This window comes from Bartonella sp. B39 (genome assembly GCF_053795145.1).
Genome location: NZ_CP200036.1, coordinates 1,965,378 through 1,984,756 on the forward strand (window position 1 = coordinate 1,965,378; position 19,379 = coordinate 1,984,756).

Here is a 19,379-nt window from a genome sequence, read left to right on the forward strand (position 1 = left end):
CAATGTTTATCTTCATTATCTCTATTATCTTTGAATTGAAACGCATGAACATGAACAAGTCTGCCAGAGCAAGCATAGCGACTTCTAGCATATGAATCAAATTTAAAAATTGGATAATGACAGACATTATCGAACAGAATTTGCACTATATTTTTGGAGAAAATGAAGTGAGATGAAAAAAAGTGAACCGGATCAAAAAATGCATCAAATGGTTTATAGTGCTACTGAGCGAGAAGCGCTTGATTTTCATAGCCGTGGTCGACCAGGTAAGCTTGAAATTGTTGCAACGAAGTCCATGGCAACGCAGCATGATTTAGCACTTGCTTATTCACCAGGAGTTGCTGTTCCAGTGAGAGCAATTGCCAAAAATCCAGTGCTGGCTTATGATTATACGGCAAAAGGCAATCTTGTCGCTGTTATATCAAATGGGACAGCTATTTTAGGTTTAGGAAATTTAGGTGCATTAGCATCTAAGCCGGTGATGGAAGGCAAAGCCGTGCTGTTTAAGCGCTTTGCGGATATTGATGCAATTGATCTGGAAGTTGATACGAATGACACGGAAAGTTTTATCAATTTGGTGCGTCATTTAGAGCCTTCTTTTGGCGGTATTAATCTTGAAGACATTAAAGCACCTGAGTGTTTTATTATTGAGAGTCGCTTACGCGAGATCATGAATATTCCTGTTTTTCATGACGATCAACATGGCACAGCAATCATTGTTGCTGCTGGTGTGCTTAATGCTTTGTATTTAACTGGGCGCGATATGCAAAATACGCGGTTAGTTTGTAATGGTGCTGGTTCTGCAGGGATTGCTTGTATTGAACTTATTAAGGCAATGGGATTCCGACCTGAAAATATCATACTATGTGATACTAAGGGTGTTGTCTATGAAGGTCGTGAAGAGGGAATGAATCAATGGAAGTCTGCTCATGCTGTTCGAACCGATAAACGCACTCTCGCTGAAGCAATGGAAGGTGCTGACATGTTTTTTGGGGTTTCTGCTAAAGGCGCAATTACTTCTAAGATGGTAAAATCGATGGCACCTCAACCGATTATTTTTGCCATGGCTAATCCTGATCCAGAAATTACGCCGGAAGAAGTTATGCTGGTGCGTCGTGATGCCATTGTAGCGACAGGCCGTTCCGATTATCCAAATCAGATTAATAATGTTCTTTGCTTTCCTTATATCTTTCGTGGTGCACTTGATGTGCGTGCAAAAGTCATCAATGAGGACATGAAAATTGCTGCTGCAAGGGCTTTGGCAGACTTGGCTCATGAAGAAGTTCCTGACAGTGTTGCGGAAGCTTATCGTGGAAAGCGATTAAAATTTGGTCCGAATTATATCATCCCTGTTCCTTTTGATCCGCGTTTATTTACTGTTGTTTCAATGGCGGTGGCAAAAGCAGCGATGGAAAGCGGTGTTGCGCAAAGGCACATTGATGATTTAGAGGCTTATGAACGTGATTTGAATGCAAGACGTGACCCTATTTCATCGATGATGCGTGGTGTTTATAATCATGTTCGTCAAGCACCAAAACAAATTGTTTTTGCAGAAGGTGAAGAAGAGCAGGTAATGCGGGCCGCTGTTTCTTACGTTCATCAAAAACTAGGGCAGGCGATTTTAATTGGTCGTGAAGAGCAAGTTAAAGAAACTGCTGCTGTTGCTGGTATTGATCTTCAGCGTGAAGGTATTTCTATCATGAATGCTAAGCTCTCCTGTCGCACGGATGCTTATGCTGATTATCTTTATAAGAAAATGCAGCGCCAAGGTTGGCTGTTACGTGATTGTCATCGTCGTATCAATAATGATCGCAATTATTTTGCTGCCTGTATGGTGGCATTAAGGGATGCTGATGCAATGGTGACAGGGGTCACACGCAATTATGAAACAGCATTGATTGATATTCGTCGAGTAATTGCTGAGAAACCAAAAGAACGATTGATTGGTATTTCGATGGCAATTTGCCGTGGGCGAACTGTGTTTATTGCGGATACAGCCGTTTACGAAAAGCCGAATGCCGAAGAACTTGCTGATATAGCGGAGCAGGCAGCTTCTTTTGTTCGTGGGCTTGGATATCAACCACGGGTAGCGTTTGTAGCATTTTCCACTTTTGGCTATATGAAAGGATCGGTTACACAACATATTCAAGATGCTGTTAATATTTTACATGAACGCAATGTTGATTTTGAGTTTGATGGAGAAATGAGTGCTGATGTGGCGCTTAATTCAAAATTGATGCAACAGTATCCTTTTATGGGATTAACGGAACCTGCTAATATTTTAGTGATGCCTGGATATCATGCATCTTCCATTGCTAGTAAAATGTTGCAAGAACTTGGTGAAGCAACCATTATAGGCCCTATCTTGATTGGATTGGAAAGATCTGTCCAAATTGTTCCGTTTAGTGGAAGTGATACGGATGTTGTTAATATTGCAACGCTTGCCGCTTATCATGCGAAGAAGCTATAAAAAATGAAAGGCCTCTAATATTTTAGGGCCTTTTTGTTTAAAATGAATTTTTAGGATGGTTGTGTTTGGCTATTTTTTTGTTCTTCAGCAACGCGTTTTTGAAAGAGTGCTGCAAAATCAATTGGGTCAATCCACAAAGGTGGAAATCCACCATTTTGGGTAGCATCAGATATGATTTGCCGAGCAAATGGGAACAAGAGACGGGGACATTCAATAAAAACGAGCGGCATCACATGCTCTTGAGGAATATTTTCAAGATGGAAAACACCACCGTAAATAAGTTCTACATGAAACAGTACTTCAGTGTCATCATTGGCTTTGACCGAGAGGGACAAAACGACATCATAATTGTCATTACCAATTGGATTAGCGTTGACATTAATGTTGATATCGATTTGTGGTGCCTTTTCTCGCGGATGCAGTGAGCGAGGGGCGTTTGGATTTTCAAATGAAAAATCTTTTAAATATTGAGTCAATACAGCAAAAACTGACTCTCCACCATTGTTGTTAATTTCACCTTCGGCCATACTAAAAACCTCTTATCATAATGTATGTATTTCTATTTTAGATCTAAAGATTAAGGCTGGTTATCATGCCTTGCAAAAGGTTGCAAGGAACGCTTTCCTTGTCTTGATGATTTTATTAGTTCGTTACAATTTTTTGGCATTTCAAGGATTATCATCATTTTTACGCCATGGAGATTCTGTGGTATCATGAATTTTGTAGTCTTCTGCTTTAAGATCAATTATTTTTTCAGACTCATTTTGGGCGTTGGTATTATTTTTAGTGTGAGTATTCATTTTATTGCTGAGCGATGAAAACAAATACCAGACAACAGGACGGATTGGTTTAATAAGAAATAATATTCCCAAAATATCACTTACAAAGCCAGGAAGAATAAGCAAAATTGCGCCAATAATAATGAAAGTATCATCGATAATATCATTCTCTAATGTATGTCCTTGGATGAGTTCACGTTGTATATTTTTTAAGATGCTAAGCCCTTGAATTCGCAATAAAATGCTTCCAGCTATTGTTGTTAAAATGATCAAACTCAAAGTTGCCAAAATTCCAATTTCTTTTCCGACAAAGATAAAACCGGCGATTTCAATTAAGAGAGCGCTAAGGGTGACAATGATGAAAAAGCGAGGATTTATAAGATAAGACTTGATCACATAAAAATTCCCTTTGTAAGGTTTGGAGCAGAAAATTATAGGAGTTATCCTTTTTAAATTTAAAAATTAGGGCTATAAAAATATTTGAATAGTAGATTACCTATTTTACATGTTTATTGATAAATGATATTGACAGCAAGGTTTATTACAGATCATTTTAGGTTTGGAGATTGACAGCGCCCATGGAATTTGACGTCGTACTTTTCGTAGCTCTTGTTATTATGGTTGTTGTTTTTGTGCAACTCCGTAATGTATTAGGAAAACGGGTTGGTTTTGAAAAGCCTCCCTTTGATCCTTATTCGGGTTGTTCTAAAAAACAGATCGAGGCAGAAACGACTGACAATATTGTTTCGTTCCCTCATCAAGTCAATTCGCAAAAAGGTGATTTTAGCGAAATTGATGCAATTTCACCAGAGGGAAGTGAACTGAATAAAGGTTTGCGTGCACTGCGTCAGAGTGATCCTCATTTTTCTCCTCAATTTTTTATAAAGGGTGCTCAAGTTGCTTATGAAATGATTGTAACAGCTTTTGCCAAAGGCGATCGCAATCAACTTAAGAGTTTGCTTTCTCAGAATGTTTTTGAAAGTTTTTGTGCGGCCATTGAGCAACGCGAAAAAAACAATGAAAGAGTCCAGTTTACTTTTGTCGGAGTTAATAAAATCGAATTTGTCGCAGCAGCGATGCAAGAAAAAGAACAATTTTTGACTGTGCGGATTGTCAGTGAAATGATCTCTGTTACTTACAATGAGCAAGGAGAACTTATAGAGGGTGATCCTGATGCTATTGTTGAAATTAGGGATATTTGGACTTTTGTTCGCAATAGTCTATCGTCAGATCCCAACTGGAAGCTTTTTGCAACAGAAGATGAAAATTAAGGTGTTTTTCATCCTAATACCGTATCAATAAAGTTTATGAGAGATTGAAAATTCTAATGTTTACGGGTAAATGGAGACAAAAAAGAGATCCATTGGTTGCGCAGGATCATCTACTGTGGGAAATGGTTTGCCGCACAATAACACCGCTTCATGATAAGTTTCATTCTTCTATTCCAAGAGATGTAGCAAATATCGACAATAAAAAACAGCACGTAACACAAATCCCCTCATTGATTCAGGCAAATCAACAAAGATCAACAGGGGTTAAAAGAGAAAAGAGGACGGTTGCACAAATACATGAGGTCTCTTTCTTCGATCGTGTTGTACATCGTAAAATTGCCAAGGGTCATTATCCACTTGAGGCTCGTCTTGATCTTCATGGGTGTGGACAAGAAGAAGCCTATTTTTTCTTGAAACAATTTCTACAATCGTCTCAGCAGAAAGGATTGCGTTATGTACTCGTGATCACAGGAAAAGGTCGGTCGCACGGGAGCGATGGCGTTTTGTATCAGTTTGTCCCACATTGGTTATCAACGCCGATTTTTCAATATTACGTTCGTGCATTTGAGCAAGCTGCTCGTCAGCATGGTGGTGGTGGTGCGCTTTATGTTCAGTTGCGCCGTTTTATGCCTGAGAAAATGGTATGATGTTGTTTGGGCTATCTTGGCTTAAGATCAGTTTTAGGTATGGCATTTGCGTAGGTAATGGTTCTCTTTGCAATATAATCAACTATATAGCTTAATAAACCAGAATTTCAGGAGTTTTTTGGGTGGATTTTTCTGATATTTATGTGCTTTTTATTATTTTCTGTATAATTGCAAAACGAAAAAACTGAAAAGCATAAATTAGAGATAATCGGACTATTAGAACGAAAGAGCAGTTTAGAAAAAACTGCATTGATTATAACCTTTGCGCTCATTTCTTGTTCTCGAGGATATGTGTGTTTTGTTCATTTGCACACATATTTTAAGCTATGGCATTAAACTAGATTGAGCTGTAGCGCGTTAGGATGAATTATATCATTTTCAATTTTTAGTTTTCTGGATGCAATAGTTTTTAAAGAGATAGCACAGATTGGATCTAGCTTTGATTATATTGTTATTGACGATTCACTGGCGTGTTATCGATTTTTCTTGCAGAATTACCTATGGCTGAAGATTTCGTACTAATTCTAATATAACTTAGCTCATATAATAGGAAACGTATGAAATTGTGAAATTTATTGATAAGGCGTATGTATATTTAAAAAAACCAAATTTTTTATTATGAATCATAAAATTGCGAATATGGTAATAGAAGATAATGTGGACGACGGCTTGTATCATTTACCGGAATGTCTGTACTTGCTGCGAGCGTTATGTAAGGTCTGATTTTTCAGAAGTTGAAGAAATAGGGAAAAGAAGTTCACCAAACCAATAAGGAAGTGATAACATTAGAAAAGATTGAGTATGTTATAGTGGGGATTAAGGAGTTCACACAATAAGTAAAAAAATTAAGATCGGCACAAAGCTAATGAGCACAGAAAATATAACAAAAGACAGGCTGTACGCACTAGCCCTTTGGAAATACAAAAAAGAAAAATAGAAAGCAGATATCTACTTTCTATAGATGTGTCATTGAATTTTGATCGTTCCTTTCATATGGGTGAATGAATTTTATTTTGCCGCGATATTATTGTAGACTGCTCTTGTATTCCAATCTTGAACATGAACGACATTAGAATTTATTTTAGGATCATGCCAGCAAACCATGAATACATTTTTACTGACTTCAATAGCGGTATATTCCACTAGATCTTCGGTGCTTTTAAAAACGCCAGATGTTCCTTTAAATGACATTTTTCGGTTATCATAGAAATTAAGTTCAAAAACAGCTCCACCAAAGTTCACTTCCGCTGCTTTGCCAATAGAGAGATAAGGATAGTTTATATGCCGAGGAGTTTCACCGGTAAAAACTTTTGCTCCAAACTCAAGAGATTGTTGACTAGCAAGATCAGGATATTTTTTCTTCATATCAGAACTAATGCTGGTAGAGTCCTTATGTGAGATGGCAGTATTTTTGTAGTTAGTAAGATATTTTTTACAAAATCAAGCAATGTCGGAGATGTATCATTTTTAATATAGTGTCCGGTGATGATTTTTCCTGGTTTCAGTAATTGGCATATCTTCAATGTTCTTTATCCAAAAATAAATACCCTAAATGTTTGATGTATCAACTATCCAAAGATGTCCGCCGGTTGATACTGAGATGCCACCAAGTAAGGTTTTAAGGGAATGGATCTATAGATAACTATGCGTTGTATCATTTCCATTCTGTCGAATATCGATATCTTGGACATTAATAATCAATTTATGAGAGGTTACAGCATAAGGAATATATAATTCTTCTAGAGCATCAGTTCCCATTGTTTTTTTCACACGTTTCTCTTCGCATTTTTGGTAGCAGAGATTAGATACGCCGTTTGTGCAGTTGATATTATTTGTGCTTGAGGGAACGCTTTTTTAATTTTATGTAGTCCAAAATAATAACCAGGGTCACTATGTTAGATAAAAATATATTTTAGTTTTTTCGATTTTTTAACCATATCAACAAGGTGTTGAGCATACTTTTTTTGAAATTGCGCGTCGATAAGTATAGCATCATGGTTGCCACAAATTAGCGCGGATGTAACAGGAAAAATTTCTTCAACTCCAGGATTGAGAATTTTCAGGTTCAGTGTGGAGGCTGAAGCTATTGTAGACAGAGCCATTGAAGTGAGAAATGGTGCGTTGGCTAGTTTTTTCATTTGCAACTCTCTTTATTTAAGGCTGCTTGCTTTAGGGGATAAAGATTCCTATTAACTCTAGTCTGAAGCTAGTTTGTTTTTTTTAGTAAGCTGTTATTGCTGATCATTCGTGTGTATTATTTTATAGAATTGAATTTATACTTTAAAACGGTAAGTTGTTGAACAAAATTCACATGTGACTGAAATATAATTATTTTCAATCATTTTGTTACGTTCATCAAGGGGAAAGCTTTCCAGTATTTCTTTAATTTTTTCGCGTGAACAGGAACATTGATCAATAAGAGGAAGGGGATTAAAAACTCTGACACCCTGTTCATGGAAAAGACGGAACAATAGCTGTTTACTGCCAACTTGGGGATCGGTCAATTCCACACTTTCAATAGTTTTTGTCAGTGCTTTGGCTTCTTGCCATTGGTTTTCAAGTTGAGCGCGGGTTTTAGTTTCTTCTGGTTTTTTATTGGGTTGATATATTTTATGATGAGACGATACCTGAGGCAAGAGTTGGGTTAAAAGTCCTCCTGCTCGCCAGTTTTTTTGTGATTTACCCTTTTTATCGCGGTTGACCAATATAGCGACTGCCAGGCGGATATCGGTGGGAATTTGCTCTGATTGGTCAAAATAGGCACGGGAGGCTTCTTGTAAATTTGATTCATCTAATGCAACGATCCCCTGATAATGTTGCGTGTGGGCACCTTGGTGAATTGTGAAGGCTAAAGTGCCTTTTCCCAGAAGTGCCTCTGAAGATATTTGATCATTGGCTATTGCTCGTCTTAGCTTTTCTTCATCAAAACGAGCGTACCCTCGTAGATTGGATGGAGGAGAGAAGTCGCACACCAACATACTAACTGGTCCATTGGAATGGGTTTGTAAAATAAATTTTCCTTTAAGTTTTAGGGAGGTCCCAAGCAGGACGGTTAAGACTAAAGCTTCTGCGAGAAGGTAAGAGACCGGTTCAGGATATTGATGTCTTGTGAGAATAGAATTTAAAGTTTCCCCAAGTTGCACAGCACGTCCACGGATATCAAGTTCTTCAACTTGAAAAGGAATAACAGTATCATCTTCACTCATATCTTTGCCTTTTATATGACTTTTTTTGGCAGGCTATTGTGGAGAGAAAAATGCATCTTGTAAACACCAAGAAAGAATTGCTTTTTGAGCATGAAGACGGTTTTCAGCTTCATCGAAAACAACAGAATGCGGTCCATCGATTACGGAATCTACGACTTCTTCGCCACGATGAGCAGGCAGACAATGCATGAAGAGGGCATTGGGTTTAGCTAATTTCATTAAAGCTTCATTAACTTGATAAGGCTGGAAAATAGAATGACTACGGGTGCGAAATTCTTGCCCCATGGAAACCCATGTGTCGGTCATAATGCAATCGGCGTCTTTAGCAGCTTCTTGAGGGTTGTTTGTGAGCATAATATTGGCTCCGCACTCACGTGCCCAGTTAACGTACTTTTCTTGTGGTTCATTACCTTTTGGTGTGGCAATGCGTAAATGAAAATTAAAGAGAGCCGTTGCTTCGATCAAGGAATGGAGAACATTATTGCCATCTCCCATCCAAGCAAATATTTTGCCGGCGATTGGTCCACGATGTTCTTCGTAGGTTAGGATATCCGCTAGAATTTGGCAGGGATGGCTGTCATCTGTGAGGGCATTAATAACAGGGACTTGGGCATATTGTGCCAGTTCGAGCATCCGGTGATGTGCTGTTGTGCGTATTATGATAATATCCACAAAACGTGATAATACACGCGCTGTATCAGCGATAGTTTCGCTATAACCGAGCTGCATTTCTGAGCCTGTTAACATGATCGTGTTCCCACCAAGCTGACGCATACCGATATCAAATGAAACACGCGTTCGTGTGGACGGTTTTTCAAAAATCATCGCTAGTGTTTTACCAACAAAGGGTTTTGAATCTTTTCCTGCTTTGAGATTTTTTTTGAGGATTTTTGCGTAGTCGATAAGAGTGCGTGCTATATACGGGGTTAAAATAGATAAGTCAGTGAAGTGGTGAGAAGCATTTGTCATGGTATGATTACTTGCCTTTATTAGGTTCATTTACGAAAGATGAGCAATTGCTTTTTCAATACGATGTAAGCCTTCATATATTTCTTCTTCTGTTATAATAAGGGGAGGTAATAAACGCACAATATTATTACCAGAATTAACGCATAAAAGACGTTCATTTTCTAAGGCATTAACGACAACATGAGAAGGAATAACACACTGAATTCCCACCATAAGGCCTACGCCTTGAATTGCACAGATAATTTCAGGATAAGTGCTCAGAATGGTTGAAAGTCCCTTTTTTAGCTTATAACCCATGTGCTGAACATGGTCGAGAAAACCCGGTTCCAATATGATATCAAGAACACTGTTGCCTACAGCCATCCCAAGAAGATTTCCTCCAAAAGTTGATCCGTGGGTTCCCGGTGTCATACTTTTTGCAGCTTTATCTGTTGCAAGACAAGCTCCCAGCGGAAATCCGCCACCCAGTCCCTTTGCGAGGGTAAGAATATCAGGTGTGATATCACTCCATTCGTAAGCAAAAAGCTTCCCTGTTCGTCCAATGCCTGTTTGGACTTCATCTAAAATCAATAACAGATCATTATCATCGCATATTTTACGCAAAAATTTTAAATATTCATAAGAAACCGTTCGTATTCCTCCTTCTCCCTGAATGGGTTCAATAAGGATGGCAGCGGTATTTTTATTGACAGCCTTACGCAAAGCGTTTTCATCACAGAAAGGAATTTGAATAAATCCACCAGCTTTAGGACCAAAACCCTTAAGATATTTTTCTTCTCCGGTAGCAGCAAGCGTTGCCAGTGTGCGTCCATGAAATGCACCTTCAAAAGTAATAATTTCAACGCGTGTTGGATGGCCAGATGCATAATGAGCGTGACGAGCAGTTTTGAATGCGCATTCCAATGCTTCAGCACCCGAATTGCAAAAAAAGACCTTATCAGCAAAGCTGTTTGCACAAAGACGTGCAGCAAGAGCCTCTTGTTCGGGTGATTGAAAAAGATTGGAAACATGCCAAAGTTTTTCAGCTTGTATTTTGAGAGTATTAACCAGTTTTGGATGTGCATACCCTAATGCGTTAACAGCAATGCCAGACGTGAAATCAAGATAACGCTCTTCTTTATCGGAAATGAGCCATACACCATTGCCTTGTTTGAAATGCAAATTACGTCGAGCACAGCATTGGTAAAGTGGCTGTATCGTTCTAACGTCCATCATTATTTCCTTTATGTTCTCAATCCGCAATACAACAAATAAAACAATGCTGCAAACAAAACACATTGCATTTTTTATCTTTGAGCACAGTACAATCAGTATTTCATTGCGATCAATTACTGGCATTATAGATCATTGCACCGATTGGTAAAAAGCTAATGAAGGGTTTGCAAAGAACATCTACAGGAAAAAGCCTTAGGTAAAAACGATAGTTTGACCTATGATTGATTCGCAAGTTGGGGAAAACGTTCTAAATAGACTCCTAAAGAGGGAAAGGCACTTGTCATAGAGTTAGTGCATATTGTAATTTAACTTAGCAGGCAAGGTTGTGTTTCAGTTTGTGAATTCCATAGGTTGAGTGAAGTTTTTTTGTGCTCGGATAGAGATGAAAATTTTTCATTTGGCTCATTGAAAATATGATTGAAACATTTGAAGGGGTAAAGGAGTGCCTCTCAATGATGTGATCAGAATGGAGTGCCGATATGAGTTGGACATATGAACGCGTTGAACTTCTTAAGAAGCTTTGGAGTGAGGGGTTAAGTGCAAGTCAGATTGCTGCTCAGTTAGGTGGGGTTAGTAGGAATGCAGTAATTGGTAAAGTGCACCGATTAAAATTACCAGGGCGTGGCAAGACAGCACAAGGGGCGTCGCGTGCACAAAAGGTATCTGCTAGTCCATCGTCTTCGTCTCCATCTCCACGTGTGCGGCGCACACCATCGACGGTCTTGCCAACAAATGCTGCATCTTGCGATGTTGGAGTGACAGCTTTAAAGACGGAGTTTGTAGCGGAAGATGTAACAGAAATGGATGTGCCTATGACATCAAATGTAGTTGTGCCTATATCACGCCAGCTTAATCTTCTACAATTGAGTGAAAATACATGTAGATGGCCTGTAGGAGATCCTTTAGCATCAGATTTTCATTTTTGTGGTGCTGATTCTGGTGAAAATAGTCCTTACTGTGCTTTTCATGCTAAGATAGCATTTCAACCAATATCTGAAAGACGACGGATAAGAATATAAAATTTGCAGTGTAATTTCATATTGCTTTCTCTATCTTAGCCATTAACATATAATTCTGTTATAAGAGAGAAATTTGCGAAGGTGAGGTTTCTCATGAATATGAGGATCCTTTTCATCAAAGAGTTTATTTGCGTATTATTTTTTCGTATCATTGTGTGATGACGTGCTGCAAAGATGCAAATTGTTGTCCATTTTCATCATTTTTTTTACTTCAGTCTTACAATTTCCTAAAGTCTTTACAGCAGTATTTTAAAAACAGTAGATATTGGATAGATGTCTCATCTTTTTTTTGCCTTTTGTGCTCTGTAGTGGAATTGTGCCTCGCACGAAGAACAACACTATTTGTTAATTAACATATTTATCTAAAGGAAATCTCTTCTCTTGCCCCAAATCTTATCATGCGTGAGAATGGTACAATTCAAGAATGATAAAGGATAGAAACATTGCTATGCTTATGAAAATAGAGGCCAATACTATCATTATATTTCTCAATTTCCAATGTTGTATCCTCTCTTATATTCCCCTTTTCCTCAAACAATTTTTATCTATACATCGCTTCTTGTTGTGACGTGCAAATAAACATTTTTGAGGATTTATTTAAGGTAGGATGAAATAAAAAAATCTAATGATGTCCCTATTCAATAGAGGAAAATGATAAATTAACTTTATGAATCAATATGTTGAATTTTTTGTCATGATAGCTTTTTCAATTTTTGGCAGGATTTTTTTCTGATAAGTTTGCCATGTTAAGGGTCCAACATGTTTAGCAATAATAATGCTCTCTTTATTTAAAAGGAAGGTTTCTGGTGGTCCATACACCCCCCAGTTAATAGCTATATGACCTGAAACATCAAAACCGATAACTTTAAAAGGATTACCAAAAATGTTCAGAAAGCGTTGTGCGTTTTCTTTGCTATCCTTATAATTAATGCCAATAAGATCAAAACGTTGATCTTGTGCAATCTTCATAAGAAGGAGATGTTCCTCGCGACAGGATAAGCACCAAGATCCCCAAAAATTGACCAATGTTACGCGTCCTTTAAATTGTTCTGAATCAAGAAAATGGTTTTCATTATCAAGGAGAGGAAGACGTGTTTTAGGAACTGGTTTTTCAGCGAATGTATTTGCAAGAAGAGAAGTATCATTGGGATGTTTGTTACTCGTAAAGTAGAAAAAAAACATCATAAGAAGAAAAACACACACAAATGGACCAAAAAGACATAAAAGGAGGGGCAATGGTATGTTCTTTTTAGGTTTTTGAGGGGTAGTTTTCATTATATTTTTCTTTTCGAAACAGCTCTTTTTTGTTTAGCTGTTGGAGGATTTTTTTTTGGTATACAGCTTTGCAAAGGATATGCCCAATAAGACACAAGAGAGAGACTGCGGAAAGCATGTAGCTCAAAAAAACAATCTGCTCGCGGTGAAGGGTACCAAGGAACCAGTCAATTTGTTGAGAGAGATTTCCCAAAAGTCTGCCGTGAATGCTATTTAGGTCGAGCATGGTGAAGAGTCCTGATGTTGTGGACAACGGGCTTTTTTGATCTGAAGTATTTGAATATGACGACGATTGATTTCGTTTCGCATAGCCATCAAATAGAGCAAAATAAACATAAAGCTGAAGCAAAATATCATTGTTATGAGGGGCCATAACATAGCACGTTCGATTGTTGGGCCTCCTGAACGCAAAAGCGATGCTGATTGATGCAATGTATTCCACCAATTAACGGAAAATTTGATAATGGGGATATTCACAAATCCCACGAGTGTGAGAATTGCTGTAGCGTGTGCAGCTTTTTCTTGGTTATCAAAAGCGCGAGCAAGCATGACAATGGCAAGGTAAATAAAAAGTAGGATTAAAACTGATGTGAGCCGTGCGTCCCATACCCACCATGTTCCCCATGTCGGGCGTCCCCAAAGCGCACCTGTCATCAGAGCCAAAGCTGTAAAGATTGCTCCAATGGGCGCACCACATTTAAGTGCTACATCAGCAAGATGATTCCTCCAAATCAAACTTCCTAATGCAGCAGTACTTATGATGATATAACAAGATGTAGAGAGCCACGCGAAGGGTACATGAATATACATAATTTTGACGGTGATACCTTGCTGATAGTCATCAGGAGAATGCATAATCAGGACAAATCCTAAGACAAGAAGACATAATGTTATACCAGTTAGCCAAGGCAAAACAACACTGCTTATTTCCATAAAACGGGTTAAACTTGTTGGGAGTGACCTCATTTTATGTATGCGAGATGCTTTATTCATGAGATTTATAATAGGGAGAGTTTTGCTTTACGGCAATCATCTTTTACTATTCTGATAAAAGCTTGAGCGTTATAGCGGCAACAAAAGAGCTAAAAAGGCTTAAAAGAAGTGAAAAAGCAATAAGAAGAGTCAAGGAAGTGAGAAAAGAAACATTCGGATTTATTGGAGCTGTAGCAGCTGAAACACCGAAAATCATGATTGGAATAATCCATGGTAAGATGATGATAAAAATGAGAAGAGTGCTGTGCGACAATGACGTTGCAAGGGCTGCTCCTATAGCGCCGATGAAAATAATGGCTGGTGTTCCGCATAAGAGAGTGAGTATCGTTGTGAAAGTTATCGTAGCATTTAAATGAAGCATGAGTGCTAAAATAGGAGTAACAAAAATAAGAGGAAGCATCGTTCCTACCCAATGGGCAAGGCATTTGGTAAATACAATCAGTGTGAAGCTTTGTCTTTGTCCAGAAATGATGAACTGGTCGAGATTTCCATCATCACGATCGGTTTGAAAAAGTTTATTTAAGTTTAGAAGCCCTGCGAGAAGGGCTCCAATCCATAATATACCTGGACCTATTTGTGCGAGAACTTTAGGATTTGGCCCAATGGTGAAAGGAGTTATCATGATAACAGTGATGAAAAACAAAAGTCCTGTTAACGAAGAAGCTTGTGGTGCTAAGATTAATCTAATATCACGCCAGAACAGTGCTTTCATTCTTTTCACTCCTGGGAAGGTAAGAATTTTTCCAAAGCAATTTTATGGTTTTCCGGAATGCCTAGGGGATTATGAGTTGCAGCAATAATCATACCGCCTTGATTTAGATGGCACTGAAAAATATTGGTAAGGAGAGTTTGAGCATGGCTATCAGTCCCTAATATTGGTTCATCTAAAATCCAAATAGGACGATAGGAGAGCAAAAGGCGAGCAATGGCTACACGTCTTTTTTGTCCGGTTGATAGAACATTGAATGATAAGTGTTCAAGATCAGAAAGACCAATGTCAGCGAGGGCTTCATGCGGATAACGTAGATGTTGTCCGTAAAATGTTGACCAAAATTGCAGATTATCGATGACGGATAAAAAGGGTTTCATAGCATTTTGAGAGCCAAGATAATGACACGCAGTTGCTACCGGATATGTTTGTTCTTGGTCTTTAAGTATTATATTACCTTCTGCAGCTTCAAGAAGACCAACAATGATTCGCAGTAATGTAGATTTTCCGATTCCATTTGGACCTGTAATTGTCATAAGCTGCTGTGGAAACAAACAGAAGGAGAGACCCTGAAACAGAACTTCTTCGTTCCTGTGAGCTGCCAAATTTTTTCCCGATAACATCATGTGCTTACCTATTTTGCTTTTTCCTATAATCTTTATTGCATTATAAGATAAAAAAACACGTTTTTTATACAATTGTACCTAGAATAGTTCTAGAAATAGTTCTATAAGGAGTGCGTTACATCAAGATTTGGTGTAGAATGGTCTTTAGTGCCGATTTCCGAATTTGCTGATAAAAAGGTAGAGAAGGAAATGGAAGGCAGGGGTGGTTACGTCTGCACTCAAGCTGCGACCTTGACTCGTAGTTTGTGTTGTTTGTTCCGAGAAATTGTATGGTTTGTAGTATGAGGGTAGACAGTTGTGACTCAAATTGATAGCTTTAATTGTTGCAGAACTTTGAATGTTGGTGGTAGGCAATATAACTATTATAGTTTGATTGAAGCGGAAAAGAATGGACTTCAAGGTGTTTCTCGCTTACCGTTTTCAATGAAGGTGATTCTTGAAAATTTATTACGTTTTGAAGACGGGCGTTCGGTCAAAAAAGAAGATATTCTAAACGTTGCTAAGTGGTTAAATGATAAAGGCGCTGCTGGTGCGGAAATTGCCTATCGCCCCGCACGTGTTCTTATGCAAGATTTTACAGGCGTTCCTGCCGTTGTCGACCTTTCTGCGATGCGTGATGCTATGGTCAAACTTGGAGGAAACGCTGAAAAAATCAATCCTCTTATCCCTGTTGATCTCGTCATCGATCACTCCATTATCGTTGATTATTTTGGTAATCGTATGGCTTTTAACGACAATGTTGAGTGTGAATATGAACGCAACAGCGAACGTTATCGTTTCCTTAAGTGGGGACAGCAAGCTTTTCAAAATTTTCGCGTTGTTCCTCCAGGGACGGGAATTTGCCATCAGGTGAATCTAGAATATTTAGCACAATGTGTGTGGCTAAAGGATGAGAGAGGGTCGCAGACAGTTTATCCTGACACTTGTGTTGGAACTGATTCGCATACAACTATGGTGAATGGTTTAGGCGTTTTAGGTTGGGGTGTTGGTGGTATTGAAGCAGAGGCGGCAATGTTAGGCCAGCCTGTTTCTATGTTGTTGCCTGAAGTGATTGGTTTCCGTCTAACAGGTAGGCTTAAAGAGGGCGTAACTGCTACTGATTTAGTATTGACGGTTACGCAAATTTTACGCAAGAAGGGTGTTGTCGGTAAATTTGTTGAATTTTTTGGTCCAGGTTTGGAGCACATGACACTCGCTGATCGGGCAACGATTGCGAATATGGCACCAGAATATGGGGCAACCTGTGGTTTTTTTCCAATTGACAAAGAAACAGTGCGTTATCTTAATATGACGGGGCGTGATGAAAGTCGGATTGCTCTAGTGGAAGCTTATTCCAAAGCACAGGGGATGTGGCATGATGAGATGATCGTCAATCCCATTTTTAGTGATACAATTGAATTAGATATGGAAAGTGTTGTGCCTTCTATGGCCGGTCCTAAACGTCCTGAAGGGCGTATTGCATTAGAAAGTGTTGGACAGGGTTTTGAGGTAGCATTGTCTAGTGACTATAAGAAGACTGTTGGGCAAGATGACCGCTATAAGGTTGAAGGTAAGGAATACACACTTGGTCATGGTGATGTGGTGATTGCTGCAATTACTTCTTGTACGAATACATCAAATCCAAGTGTTCTTATTGCTGCAGGTCTTTTGGCGCGTAATGCTGTAGCGAAAGGTCTCAAGAGTAAACCGTGGGTTAAGACTTCTCTTGCACCTGGCTCGCAAGTTGTTGAGGCCTATCTTATCAATTCAGGTCTGCAAAAAGATTTAAATACACTAGGGTTTAACTTAGTCGGTTTTGGATGCACGACGTGTATAGGAAATTCTGGTCCTTTGTATCCAGCTATTTCAAAAACGATTAATGATAATGGTTTAATCACTGCTGCAGTTCTTTCAGGAAACCGTAATTTTGAAGGGCGTGTATCGCCTGATGTGCAAGCTAATTATTTAGCATCGCCACCGCTCGTTGTCGCACACGCTTTGGCTGGAACAGTGCGTAAAGATTTAACCAAAGAACCTCTTGGTGAAGGTTCAGATGGGCAACCGGTTTACTTGAGAGACATTTGGCCAACTTCTAAAGAGATACAGGGATTTATCGAGAAGAATATTACACGTAAGATTTTTGTTGAAAAATACGCGGATGTTTTTAAGGGAGATGAAAATTGGCAAAAAGTTCAAGCTCCCACGGGTGTTACTTATTCTTGGGATGAGCAATCAACGTATGTGCGCAATCCGCCTTATTTTGATAATATGCAGAAAATCCCTGAGATTCTATCAGATATTAAAGAAGCACGAATTTTAGGTTTGTTTGGTGATAAAATCACGACAGATCATATTTCTCCTGCTGGTTCTATTAAAGCTGATTCTCCTGCTGGAAAATATTTAACTGATCATGGGGTTAAAGTAGCTGATTTTAACCAGTACGGCACGCGTCGTGGGAATCATGAAGTTATGATGAGGGGGACTTTTGCCAATATTCGCATTCGTAACTTTATGTTAGGGGAGAATGGTCGTGAAGGAGGTTATACAGTTCATTATCCATCAGGAACAGAACAAACGATTTATGATGCAGCAATGGCGTATAAGCGGGAAGACGTTCCGCTTGTTGTTTTTTCTGGTATTGAATACGGCAACGGTTCATCTCGTGATTGGGCGGCTAAGGGTACCAATCTTCTTGGTGTAAAAGCGGTGATTGCTCAGTCTTTTGAGCGGATTCATCGCTCTAATCTCGTTGGTATGGGGATTGTACCCTTTGTTTTTGAAACGGGTGTAGGTTGGCAATCACTTGGTTTAAGAGGAGATGAAAAGGTAACGATTGAAGGAATTCATGACTTAAAACCCCGTCAGAAAATTGTGGCTACAATCACTTTTGCTGATGGAAAGATAAAAGCTGTTCCATTATTGTGCCGTATCGATACTGAAGATGAGCTGGATTATCTGCATCATGGCGGAATTTTGCAATATGTTTTGCGTAATCTGGCAGTTTAAATGCATTGTTCATTGAGGAATGATTTTAAATTATGAATGTAGGTTTCAAGGGATTTGGCTTTGTTTTTTGCATCTTTCCTTGAAAATTCGATTGACGTTAGCTTGAGGATTGCATTATAAGCTGTGCAGTTGTCAACAACTTTATAGTGTTGATTGGATTTGTTCGTGTTGGTAGAAGTATCGTTTATACTGATCCTGTCCAATGTATTGAAAGAGAGATATATTTATGGCGAATACACCTTCAGCTCAAAAGGCGGTGCGCAAAGTTGCGGCGCGCACCCAGGTTAATCGGGCTCGCCGTTCACGCGTTCGTACCTTCATACGTAAGTTTGATGATGCTTTGGCTGATGGCGATAGGGCATGTGCGGAAATAGCATTTAAGAATTTTGAACCTGAAATTATGCGTGCTGTTTCCAAAGGGGTTTTTCATAAAAATACTGCAGCACGAAAGGTATCGCGTTTAGCAAAACGTTTGAAGGCTCTTAACGTTTAAGCTTTTGCGATTTTGTTAAAAAAATTTTTTAGGGATCAAACCAGCGTCTTTATGGATGCTGGTTTTTTTATTTAGAAAATCCTACGCTTTTAAAGGAGGGGAATTTGCAGCGATTCTTTCCATGAAAAGGGAGAGAAAATTTGTATAATTTGTATGGTTATCCACAACCTTTGTGAATTTTTGCAGAGTATTTTTTGTCAAGCGTTTTTATTTTTTTTTTTTAATCTGAAAAGATTCTTTAATTATTGGTAAATTTAGAGAAAAAAAATGAATTGAATCAATTATTTTTCTCATTCCTTGTTTATATGAGTAGATTTATAGCGGTTTTTTAGAGACTTTAGATTTTTTTTGACCCCTTGCATTTTACCTCTGCTGTTTTGTATGGTTCTTATGGAAATTAAAAATGTACAGGGGTCACATTATCTCATAGTCCTATGTTACATTGAGTGTAAGGTTCTTTAGTTTAGTCTATTATGAGCTCTTATTTTAGATAGGTATTCCGACATTTTTTAATTTTCTTGATCGGTATGTTTACCATTTTAGAAGAATGGATCGTATCATGAGGGCAAGAAAATCTTATTGGTCATCTTTGTTTGTGGGGTTGTAATGAAACTATCCTAGGGGGGGATAAGTAGTCTTATTTGGGGTAGGGTGTTTTGCTTTTGCTAAGTTTGTTTTTAGCTGTTTGGCAGGACAAAATTTTATTTTTATCAGGATGAAAG

General features: G+C 38.5%; 18 protein-coding genes and 1 pseudogene. 6 read left to right on the forward strand and 13 right to left on the reverse strand.

Annotated features, from left to right (window positions below; all coding sequences use genetic code 11):
• Window positions 1-172 precede the first annotated feature (172 nt).
• On the forward strand, window positions 173-2,470 hold the full coding sequence (locus V4P57_RS08890; protein ID WP_455466164.1) for an NADP-dependent malic enzyme: 2,298 nt from the start codon (window positions 173-175) through the stop codon (window positions 2,468-2,470).
• Window positions 2,471-2,520: 50 nt separating this feature from the next.
• Here the strand turns inward: V4P57_RS08890 and secB are convergent, their stop codons facing one another.
• Window positions 2,521-2,997 carry a protein-export chaperone SecB gene (secB, locus tag V4P57_RS08895; RefSeq protein WP_455466165.1) on the reverse strand — a complete coding sequence of 159 codons (477 nt, stop codon included), beginning with the start codon at window positions 2,995-2,997 and terminating at the stop codon, window positions 2,521-2,523.
• A gap of 141 nt (window positions 2,998-3,138) precedes the next feature.
• Window positions 3,139-3,645 carry an FxsA family protein gene (locus tag V4P57_RS08900; RefSeq protein ID WP_455466166.1) on the reverse strand — a complete coding sequence of 169 codons (507 nt, stop codon included), beginning with the start codon at window positions 3,643-3,645 and terminating at the stop codon, window positions 3,139-3,141.
• Window positions 3,646-3,827: 182 nt separating this feature from the next.
• On the opposite strand from V4P57_RS08900, the gene V4P57_RS08905 reads away from it, so the two are divergent.
• Window positions 3,828-4,520, forward strand: a complete 693-nt coding sequence (locus tag V4P57_RS08905; RefSeq protein ID WP_455466998.1) for a Tim44/TimA family putative adaptor protein — start codon at window positions 3,828-3,830, stop codon at window positions 4,518-4,520.
• Window positions 4,521-4,576: 56 nt separating this feature from the next.
• The gene (locus V4P57_RS08910) at window positions 4,577-5,167 is read left to right on the forward strand and encodes a Smr/MutS family protein (RefSeq protein ID WP_455466167.1); all 591 of its coding nucleotides are present in this window, start codon (window positions 4,577-4,579) and stop codon (window positions 5,165-5,167) included.
• A gap of 1,008 nt (window positions 5,168-6,175) precedes the next feature.
• Here V4P57_RS08910 and V4P57_RS08915 read toward each other — a convergent pair.
• The 6 genes from V4P57_RS08915 to V4P57_RS08940 all read right to left on the reverse strand — a co-directional run bounded on the left by V4P57_RS08915 (window position 6,176) and on the right by V4P57_RS08940 (window position 10,554).
• Window positions 6,176-6,532: a MoaF-related domain-containing protein gene (locus tag V4P57_RS08915; RefSeq protein ID WP_455466168.1), complete on the reverse strand. Its 357-nt coding sequence runs from the start codon at window positions 6,530-6,532 to the stop codon at window positions 6,176-6,178.
• A gap of 267 nt (window positions 6,533-6,799) precedes the next feature.
• Window positions 6,800-6,937 carry a hypothetical protein gene (locus tag V4P57_RS08920; RefSeq protein WP_455466169.1) on the reverse strand — a complete coding sequence of 46 codons (138 nt, stop codon included), beginning with the start codon at window positions 6,935-6,937 and terminating at the stop codon, window positions 6,800-6,802.
• 125 nt (window positions 6,938-7,062) lie between these two features.
• Entirely contained in the window at window positions 7,063-7,305 is a 243-nt protein-coding gene (locus V4P57_RS08925; RefSeq protein WP_455466170.1) for a hypothetical protein, read from the reverse strand.
• Window positions 7,306-7,440: 135 nt separating this feature from the next.
• On the reverse strand, window positions 7,441-8,373 hold the full coding sequence (locus V4P57_RS08930) for an Hsp33 family molecular chaperone (RefSeq protein WP_455466171.1): 933 nt from the start codon (window positions 8,371-8,373) through the stop codon (window positions 7,441-7,443).
• 33 nt (window positions 8,374-8,406) lie between these two features.
• Window positions 8,407-9,342, reverse strand: a complete 936-nt coding sequence (gene argF, locus V4P57_RS08935) for an ornithine carbamoyltransferase (protein WP_455466172.1) — start codon at window positions 9,340-9,342, stop codon at window positions 8,407-8,409.
• 30 nt (window positions 9,343-9,372) lie between these two features.
• The gene (locus tag V4P57_RS08940; protein WP_455466173.1) at window positions 9,373-10,554 is read right to left on the reverse strand and encodes an acetylornithine transaminase; all 1,182 of its coding nucleotides are present in this window, start codon (window positions 10,552-10,554) and stop codon (window positions 9,373-9,375) included.
• A gap of 482 nt (window positions 10,555-11,036) precedes the next feature.
• On the opposite strand from V4P57_RS08940, the gene V4P57_RS08945 reads away from it, so the two are divergent.
• Window positions 11,037-11,576: a GcrA family cell cycle regulator gene (locus tag V4P57_RS08945; protein WP_455466174.1), complete on the forward strand. Its 540-nt coding sequence runs from the start codon at window positions 11,037-11,039 to the stop codon at window positions 11,574-11,576.
• 634 nt (window positions 11,577-12,210) lie between these two features.
• On the opposite strand, the pseudogene V4P57_RS08950 reads toward V4P57_RS08945, so the two are convergent.
• From V4P57_RS08950 to ccmA, 5 genes and pseudogenes are all read right to left on the reverse strand, one after another.
• Window positions 12,211-12,851: pseudogene (locus V4P57_RS08950) on the reverse strand (DsbE family thiol:disulfide interchange protein).
• Window positions 12,826-13,077: a hypothetical protein gene (locus V4P57_RS08955; RefSeq protein ID WP_455466175.1), complete on the reverse strand. Its 252-nt coding sequence runs from the start codon at window positions 13,075-13,077 to the stop codon at window positions 12,826-12,828. The pseudogene V4P57_RS08950 and the gene V4P57_RS08955 overlap by 26 nt, the downstream one beginning before the upstream one ends.
• Window positions 13,065-13,844 (reverse strand): heme ABC transporter permease, encoded by a 780-nt coding sequence (locus V4P57_RS08960; protein WP_455466176.1) that lies wholly within the window; start codon window positions 13,842-13,844, stop codon window positions 13,065-13,067. Before V4P57_RS08960 ends, V4P57_RS08955 begins: the two co-directional genes overlap by 13 nt.
• Window positions 13,845-13,890: 46 nt before the next feature.
• Entirely contained in the window at window positions 13,891-14,556 is a 666-nt protein-coding gene (ccmB, locus tag V4P57_RS08965; RefSeq protein WP_455466177.1) for a heme exporter protein CcmB, read from the reverse strand.
• A 5-nt stretch (window positions 14,557-14,561) separates the two neighbouring features.
• On the reverse strand, window positions 14,562-15,179 hold the full coding sequence (gene ccmA, locus V4P57_RS08970) for a heme ABC exporter ATP-binding protein CcmA (RefSeq protein ID WP_455466178.1): 618 nt from the start codon (window positions 15,177-15,179) through the stop codon (window positions 14,562-14,564).
• Between the two features lie 297 nt (window positions 15,180-15,476).
• On the opposite strand from ccmA, the gene acnA reads away from it, so the two are divergent.
• Window positions 15,477-18,164 carry an aconitate hydratase AcnA gene (gene acnA, locus V4P57_RS08975; RefSeq protein WP_455466179.1) on the forward strand — a complete coding sequence of 896 codons (2,688 nt, stop codon included), beginning with the start codon at window positions 15,477-15,479 and terminating at the stop codon, window positions 18,162-18,164.
• A 226-nt stretch (window positions 18,165-18,390) separates the two neighbouring features.
• A complete protein-coding gene (gene rpsT / locus V4P57_RS08980; RefSeq protein WP_455466180.1) occupies window positions 18,391-18,657 on the forward strand; it encodes a 30S ribosomal protein S20 in 267 nt (88 codons plus the stop codon).
• Window positions 18,658-19,379 lie beyond the last annotated feature (722 nt).